Here is a 7964-nt window from a genome sequence, read left to right as displayed (position 1 = left end):
CTTCTCCGCCCCCCCCCAGCAGGCGGCGACCTTTGGACCCGGGAGGACCGGAAAAAAGGGAAGGAGGAGAGAGAGACGAGAAAAAAAGGCGTCCCCCCCCCCCCCCCCCCCCCCCCCCCTTCGACGTGTTCCGTGCCTCAGGTGCGGTTGAGCTCGAACCAGACGACCTTGCCCGTGCTGAGCCGGGTCGCACCCCACCGCCGGGCCAGCCGGTTCACCAGGTACAGACCGCGTCCGCCCTCGTCGGTGGCGCGGGCCTGTCGCAGGCGGGGCAACTGGGGGACGTCGTCCCCCACTTCGCAGCGCAGCACATCCGTCCGCAGCAGGCGCACGGTGACCGGCCTGGTCGCGTACCGCACCGCGTTGGTGACGACCTCGCTGACCAGCAGCTCGACGGAGTCGCTGAGTTCCTCCAGGCCCCAGCGCTGCAGCGCGCGCCGGGCCAGCCGGCGGGCCCGGCCGGGGGCGGCGTCCTCCGGCTCCAGGAACCAGTACGCCACGTCGCTGGGCGCGATCCCGTCGAAGCGGGCGGCGAGCAGCGCGATGTCGTCGTCCCGGTCGCCCGGGCCGAGCATGTCGAGCACCTCGTCGCAGAGCGCCTCGAGCGGCGGCGGATGGTCGGGACCGGTGAGCTGCGCGGTCGCGGCGAGCTTCTCGCGCAGCTGCTCGATGCCGGTCCAGACGTCCCTGAGGCGCGACTCCACCAGGCCGTCGGTGTACAGCAGCAGGGTCGCGCCGGCGGGCGCGTCCAGCTCCACCGCCTCGAAGTCGACGCCGCCGACCCCGATGGGGGCACCGGCCGGCACGCGCAGCACTTCGGCGCGGCCGCCCAGGTGGAGCAGGACGGGCGGCGGGTGACCGGCGTTGGCGATGGTGATGCGGTGCGATACCGGGTCGTAGACGGCGTACAGGCAGGTCGCCATGCGGTCCACGCCGAGGCGCTGGGCCTGTTCGTCGAGGTGGTGCAGCACCTCCTGCGGCGGCAGGTCGAGGCCCGCGAGGGTCTGGGCCGTGGTGCGCAGCTGGCCCATGATGGCGGCCGAGGTCATGGAGTGGCCCATGACGTCACCGACGACCAGGGCGACCCGGCTGCCGGGCAGCGGGATCGCGTCGTACCAGTCGCCGCCGACCCGGGCCGTCTCCGCCGCCGGCAGGTAGCGGGAGGCGAGCCGCACCCCGGTGGGGCGGGGCAGCGTCTCGGGCAGCATGGTGCGCTGGAGCTCGTCCGCGATGTACGCCTCACGTCCGTACAGCACGGCCTTGTCGATGCCCAGCGCGCTGTGCGTGGCCAGCTGGGCGGCCACCAGCAGGTCGTCGGGCTCGAAGGCGACGCGTTCCGGGCGGCGCAGGAAGAGAGCGGCGCCGATGACCCGGCGCCGGCCGCGCAGCGGGGCGAGGATCGCCCGCTGTCCGTCCGGTACGGCGAACTCGCCGCCCTCCCCGAGCAGCTCGGGCAGCGCGGCACGGGCCGCGGGAGCGTCGGTGAAAACCGGGCGCACGCCCCGCAGAACCTCGGCGAGCGCGCTGCCGGGCCGCACCTCGCACAGCTCGGCGCCGACCGCGTCCAGTTCGTCGGGTTCGGGCTGCGCGGCCGGCTGGAAGCCGTTCTCGGTGTCGCGCTCCGCCGGTATCCGGTCGGTGCGGCGCAGCCGCAGCACCAGCGGGCCGGTGGGCCGCTCGTCGCCGACGGGCAGCGGGTCGCGCAGATAGACCAGGATCGCGTCGGAGAAGGTGGGCACGGTGGCCCGGCACAGCCCCATCACGATCTCGTCGAGATCGATGCCGCGGGCGATCCGCCGGGTGGCGGCGCCGACGAACCGGAGCCGGTCGCCGTCCCGCCGCATCGGCGTGGGCTTGCCCGGCGGCAGGCTCTGGCCGCTGCGGCGCTCTGGCCCCTCGGGATTCGGCGCCGGCCGGTCCTGCTCATCGGCCGGCTGGACCGGAATGCCCTCGGGAGAGGGGCGCGGCCGCGGGGTCTCGCGCTCGGCGGTCTGCTCGGCACCCGGCTGGGAGTGCTCGGAGGCGGGGTCGCTCACGGTGTCCTTGCCCTTGCCGAACGGCGTGGAGGTGCCCGGCTCCGAGGTGCCCGGCGTGGTGTGCGCCGTCGTGACCGGAACGGTGACGTCGCCGCCTGAGCGGCCCTGTACCGGTAAGGCGCCCGAGCCGGGCGTGCGCGCCGGTGTCGAGGTATGCGCGAGCGCCCCGCGGGGATCCGCGGGGTCGATGCCCGTCTGCGGGCGTTCGAAGGAGGTCGGCTGCTCCGTCACGCGTGTCGAATCCATCCGTCCGGGGCTGCACGCCAGAGGTGCAGGTGGTCCCGCCGAAACTCCGATACCCGGAATACGTGCCCCAGGAACGGAATCCCCGCGTGGTCAGAGGTTGTTTCTGTGCCACCGGCGGACCGTCTGCTCCGCAGGGGGCCTGGGGAGCAGGCCCTGCCGGTGTTGCCCTCGTACCCCTCGCTCACGTCCTGCCGCCCCTCGGTGACGATCGGTCAAGCCCAGCGCGTGCTCCGGTAGTTGCCGCCGCGCGCCCTTGCGGAGGACGATCCTACGTTTCTTGCCCGGGGGCGCATCAAGGGTCTCATGAGGACACATGCGCGGGCGTACGATCCCAGTCCTCCGGCAGTGACGGTACAGCCCAGGACGGATCCGGGCGCCAGTGTTGCCAGCCTTCCGAGAACGGCGGCCCCCACGCACGGATCACCTCCACAGCGGCCTGCCCCGCCGCTCGTACCTTTTCCGCCTGTTGGTCGTCCATCAACCCGTCCCGCCGGGCCTGGGCGAACTCGTCCTCGTCCCGCCAGTGCCAACTGCGGTCCGGATGGACGGAAATGTCCAGGAAGTGGTCCTCGGAGTCGACGCCGCCCTCCCAACGGGCCAGCGGCTCCTCCAGGTTCACGTACCAGTTCTTGAACTGCCAGCCCGGATCCCAGAACAGCCACACCGACCAGGGCTCGCCCGGCCGGGCCAGCTTCAGGACACCCGTGCCGAACCACCGGTCGCGCTGCACGGCACGCGGCTTGGTGTAGCGCGACTCCAGCGGCTCCAGATGCACGGGGGTGCCGTCGGCGAGCACGGGCTTCACACACTCGGTCCCGGGCGCCAGCCACACGGCGAGCAGTTCCGCGTCGTCCCGCACGACCGTGACGGGACGCACGATGTGCGGATGCGCGCCGCCGTTCTCCCGGTACCGCCACAGGATCCGGCTCCCGGGCGCCCAGAAGCCCGCCGCACCACCCGTTGCCATGCGTCTCACCGCTCCACCCTCTGCCATGAACAGATATTAGGTGCCATAGGCATACGACGCTGCGGCGCGTGTCACGGTTCACGCGCCGGGCGTACTCGCTCCTCGAATCGTCACGGGTGCGTCATCCGCAGGACATCCAGCGCCTCGTCGAGCTGCTCGCGGGTCAGGTCGCCGCGCTCCACGTACCCGCCGTCCAGGACGACCTGACGGATGGTCTTCCGCTCGGCCAGCGCCTTCTTGGCGACCTTCGCGGCCTCCTCGTACCCGATGTACTTGTTGAGCGGTGTGACGACGGAGGGGGAGGACTCGGCGTACTCCCGTGCCCGCTCGCGGTCGGCGGTGACGCCGTCGACCGTCCGGTCGGCGAGCAGCCGCGAGACGTTGGTGAGCAGCCGGACCGACTCCAGCACGTTCTTCGCGATGACCGGCAGCATGACGTTGAGCTCGAAGTTGCCGGCGGCGCCCGCCGTGGCCACGGTCGCGTCGTTCCCCACGACCTGGGCCGCCACCATCAGCACGGCCTCGGGAATGACCGGATTCACCTTGCCCGGCATGATCGAGGAGCCGGGCTGGAGGTCGGGCAGGGCGATCTCGGCGAGGCCGGTGCGCGGTCCCGAGGACATCCACCGCAGATCGTTGGCGATCTTCGTCAGCCCGACCGCGATGGTCCGCAGCTGCCCGCTGGTCTCGACGATGCCGTCCCGGGCGCCCTGTGCCTCGAAGTGGTCACGGGCCTCGGTCAGGGGCAGCCCGGTCGTGCGAGCGACCTCCTCGATCACGGCGGCGGAGAAACCGGGCGGGGTGTTGATGCCGGTGCCGACGGCCGTGCCGCCGAGGGGCAGTTCGGCGAGCCGGGGGAGGGAGGCCTCAAGACGCTCGACGCCGTACCGCACCTGGGCGGCGTACCCGCCGAACTCCTGCCCCAGCGTCACGGGCGTGGCGTCCATCAGATGGGTCCGCCCCGACTTCACGACGTCGGCGAACTCCTCGGCCTTGCGCCCGAGGGAGGCCGAAAGATGCTCCAGGGCCGGGACGAGATCGCGGATGACCGCGGCGGTGGCGGCGATATGGATCGACGAGGGGAAGACGTCGTTCGACGACTGGGAGGCGTTGACGTGATCATTGGGATGCACGCTCCTGCCCAGCCGCTCGCTCGCCAGGGTCGCGATGACCTCGTTGGTGTTCATGTTGGACGAGGTCCCGGACCCGGTCTGGAACACGTCGACCGGGAAGTGCTCGTCCCACTTCCCCTCGGCCACCTCCGCGGCGGCCCCCTGGATCGCCTCGGCGATCTCCTTGTCCAGGACCCCCAGCTCGGCGTTGACCTTGGCCGCCGCCCCCTTGATCCGCGCCAGCGCCTCGATGTGCGCCCGCTCGATGCGCTGCCCGGAGACGGGAAAGTTCTCCACGGCCCGCTGGGTCTGGGCCCGCCACTTGGCGTGGGCGGGGACGCGCACCTCGCCCATGGAATCGTGCTCGATCCGGTACTTCTCTTCCTCGTCGGCCACAGCCGATCACCTCCACCTCGGACAGCACACTCGGCCCGCGTACTGTTCCCGAAGCTCGTACCCGTCCGCCTACCGCGCGCGGAGCTGTTCGTCCAGGCGGCCCAACTCGTCGATCAGCCCGCCGTGCCCGCGCCAGGACGCCAGCGCCCGCAGGGCGTCCTCCCGCAGCAGGTCCGGCACACCGACGTCGCTCCCCTCCGGAGCCGGACGGCCCTGAAGGCGGGCGATGCAGATGCGGACGGTCTGCCGCTCCACCGTGCCCAGATCCAGCCCTGGCGTGCCGCGGATCAGCCGTACGTACTCGGCCGCCTCGTAGCCGTCGCGGAGCGAGAACATGTTGTCGAAGAAGGCGAGGCCGCCCCGGGAGCCCCGGCGCGCGGCATCCCGGACGCGGCGCGTGGACCGTATCGCCCGCACCACGTTCACCACCACGACCAAGGGGAAGTAGGCCGTGATCAGGCCGACCAGTGCCCACGCGACGAGGCGTCCGGTGCGGCCCCCCAGGTGGTACAGCAGCAGGTAGCCGCCCCACAGCGGTGACGTGATGACGACAAGCTTGGCCAGATGCCAGGTGCTGCCCACCACGAACGCGACCCAGTGCCACACGGACAGGCCGTGCACCGGATGACCCTCGAGGCGCATCGCGTCGGACACCGCCAGGACCAGCCTCGGCGTACGCAGCGCCCGTGCGCTCCGGCCGCAGCGCACGGCGTACAGCACGCTGGGCCCCCACAGCAGCGCGTAGACACTCAGCGAGGCGTACACCGTGGCCTGGATCAGGCCCCTGAGCGGCTCCCCGCGCAGCATGTCGGCGATTCCGAAGCCGAACTGCAGCGCCGCCTGCAGCCCGGCGAGCAGGACCAGCGTCCGCAGCAGCACGACGGTGTCCAGGGCGTCCATCCGCCAGCCCACCGTGCGCTTGAGGACCCGTTCCAGGAAGACGCGGGCGCGGCTCTTTCCCGTGCCGTAGGACAGGGGCTGGGTGGACTGGAACCACCAGAAGAAGAAGAACGGGACGGCGTTCCACCACAGCAGCTGGTCCCGTACGACCCACCAGGTGCCGTTCGGGTAGATGAACACACCGACCAGGGCGTGCAGGACGCACACGAGCGCGACACCGACGGGGGCCCTGCTCACGACCCTGCGGACCTTGACGAGGTCGTCGTCGGTCTGCAGCCGCCGCAGGTCGACGTCGACGGCGTGGGACTCCGCCGCCAGCGACCGCTCGCTCAGCATGGTGATCAGCAGGCGCCGGATCGACAGTCGGATGCCGTCGGTGAGCGCGGGCAGGGTGACGCAGTCGCGCAGGGCGGTCGTACGGATCCAGTAGCTGCCGCCCGCGAACGCCCGGTCGATGTACTGCTCCCGCGCCTCCTCGGGCAGCAGCGGCAGACAGTCGATCGCGAACTTGCGGTCACTGATGCTGCCGTGGCACCACGCCGCGTGCACCAGGGATTCCACCAGCGGCTGGATCCGCTCGTGCGGCCACCGCGCGCGGCCCTGGTACGCGGTGGTCAGCAGCTCCAGGCAGTGCACACCGGCCGGCGACCACGCGAACGGGGTGTGGGCCGGAGGCGCTTTCGATCTCTCCTCGCCCACCAGGGACCCGTACGACGACCAGCTCAGCTCGGTGACGACCGGCACGTGGGGACGTTCCGCGGCTGCCTGGGCCGTCTGGTACCGGACCAGCTCCCTCTCCAGGATCCCGGCGAGTTCCGCGAGGAGCGGGGCGACGACCTCCGGGAGACCGTCCTGGAGCACGGTCACGGCCGTCTCGCGCCAGCGGCCGTGGGCAGCGAGGTCCTGGGCCGACAGGGCGGACGGATGCTCGGCGACATAGCGGCTCGCGAAGTACTCCTTGACGAGCCGGTGGCAGAAGAAGACCCGGCGCTTCCCGCCCTCACTCGAGGACGCCAGGAGCCTCGACCTGGACAGGGCGCCCGTCAGCGCCGCGGCCAGGGCCCGGTCGCCGCCCGCGTGCTCGGCGATGGCCTCCCGGTACCTTCCCTCCGTCACCGACAGACCGCGGCCGGTGGACGTCAGCTGAAAGGCGAATCGCTCGAGGAAGCTCTCGGTCAGCCGCAGCTCGGCCTCGGAAGGGCCGTCGGCGTCGCCCGCCGGGTCGGCATCCGCCCACGCCGCGCACAGCCGCTCGGTGACGTGCTCCTTGAACAGGTCGCCAGGACGGTCCGGCAGCGTTCTCCTGGTCCGTACGTAGGCGGCGAGCAGCTTGACGATCAGCGGATTCTGCAGCTCCGTCACGAAGCCGTGCCGGGGATCGGTCAGCAGGGGCTGGACGAGTGCGATGCGCTGCCGGTCGAGACCCAGCCGGCGCAGGAACGTCTCCTGCAGGAGCGGTGACAGGCCGAGGATCTTCAGCCTGGTCCAGCCGGCCGCCGAGGGGCCCTTGTACTCCCGGGAGGCGAGCACACAGCGGCCGCCTCCCCCGACGAGCTCGATGACCGTCTGCACGTAGGGGTTGACCGCCTCCTGGATGGTCGCGCTGCCGAGGACCGACGGGATCTCGTCGAAGGAGTCCAGCAGCAGGATCACCCGGCGCTCGCGGAGGTCCTCGCCGAAGTGATGGGTGAAGTACGCCGTGACCGCGGGGCTGCCCTTGGGGCCGGTCTGCTGCTCGATGTACCGGCGCAGCACCGTCACGTTGATCTCGTTGGGCCTTGCCCGCAGCTCGCGCAGGTTGACGTAGATCGGCAGCGGCGCGTCCGGGGTCTTCCCGGCGGCGATCTGTTCCAGCGCGAGCCGGGCCTGCCGGCGCAGCGCCACGCTCTTGCCCGCTCCCGGGGCGCCTTGGAGCAGGACCAGATCCGACCGCGGCCGGGCGAGGACCTCGGTGAGGGGCCGGGTGGCCTGCCGGCCGTACCGGCGCCCCAGCCCCCGACGGCCGGTGTTCTGGTACTGGTCCACGTCCTCGACGATGACGGACAGGTCGATCAGCTTGTGGTCGAGCCAGTGGATCTCGTCCATGGTCGACGTCAGCTTGCGCAGCAGGAGCGTGGCCAGATTCCTGCGGAACGCGCGGTCGTTCGCCGGTGCGGGCGGCACCGGCGAAGCCGCGAGGTCGGCGGCGGACCGGAGCTGTGCCCCGTCGACGTTGATCAGGTTGTTGATGACGTTCTTGACATTCCAGCCCGCCTGGTCGATCCCCGGCTCCGGCTGTCTCGCAGCTGAGCCCCACGTCTCGGCGCG

General features: G+C 71.6%; 4 protein-coding genes. All 4 read right to left on the bottom strand.

Annotated features, from left to right (window positions below; all coding sequences use genetic code 11):
• Positions 1–137 precede the first annotated feature (137 nt).
• Positions 138–2282, bottom strand: a complete 2145-nt coding sequence (locus ACZ6I3_RS21300) for a SpoIIE family protein phosphatase (protein ID WP_469416460.1) — start codon at positions 2280–2282, stop codon at positions 138–140.
• 301 nt (positions 2283–2583) lie between these two features.
• On the bottom strand, positions 2584–3276 hold the full coding sequence (gene fomD, locus ACZ6I3_RS21295; RefSeq protein ID WP_469416458.1) for a cytidylyl-2-hydroxypropylphosphonate hydrolase: 693 nt from the start codon (positions 3274–3276) through the stop codon (positions 2584–2586).
• Positions 3277–3359: 83 nt separating this feature from the next.
• The gene (locus tag ACZ6I3_RS21290; protein ID WP_469416457.1) at positions 3360–4757 is read right to left on the bottom strand and encodes a class II fumarate hydratase; all 1398 of its coding nucleotides are present in this window, start codon (positions 4755–4757) and stop codon (positions 3360–3362) included.
• A gap of 69 nt (positions 4758–4826) precedes the next feature.
• Positions 4827–7820 carry an NACHT domain-containing protein gene (locus ACZ6I3_RS21285; protein WP_469416455.1) on the bottom strand — a complete coding sequence of 998 codons (2994 nt, stop codon included), beginning with the start codon at positions 7818–7820 and terminating at the stop codon, positions 4827–4829.
• Between the last annotated feature and the right edge of the window lie 144 nt (positions 7821–7964).

The organism is Streptomyces sp. NPDC041940 (genome assembly GCF_055589465.1).
The sequence above is the reverse complement of the archived record's forward strand: the minus strand, read 5'-3'. Positions and strand labels throughout refer to the sequence as shown.

Coding starts and splice junctions, on each gene's coding strand:
- fomD (WP_469416458.1), bottom strand. CDS start 3,276: ATGGCAGAGGGTGGAGCGGTGAGACGCATGGCAACGGGTGGTGCGGCG.
- ACZ6I3_RS21300 (WP_469416460.1), bottom strand. CDS start 2,282: ATGGATTCGACACGCGTGACGGAGCAGCCGACCTCCTTCGAACGCCCG.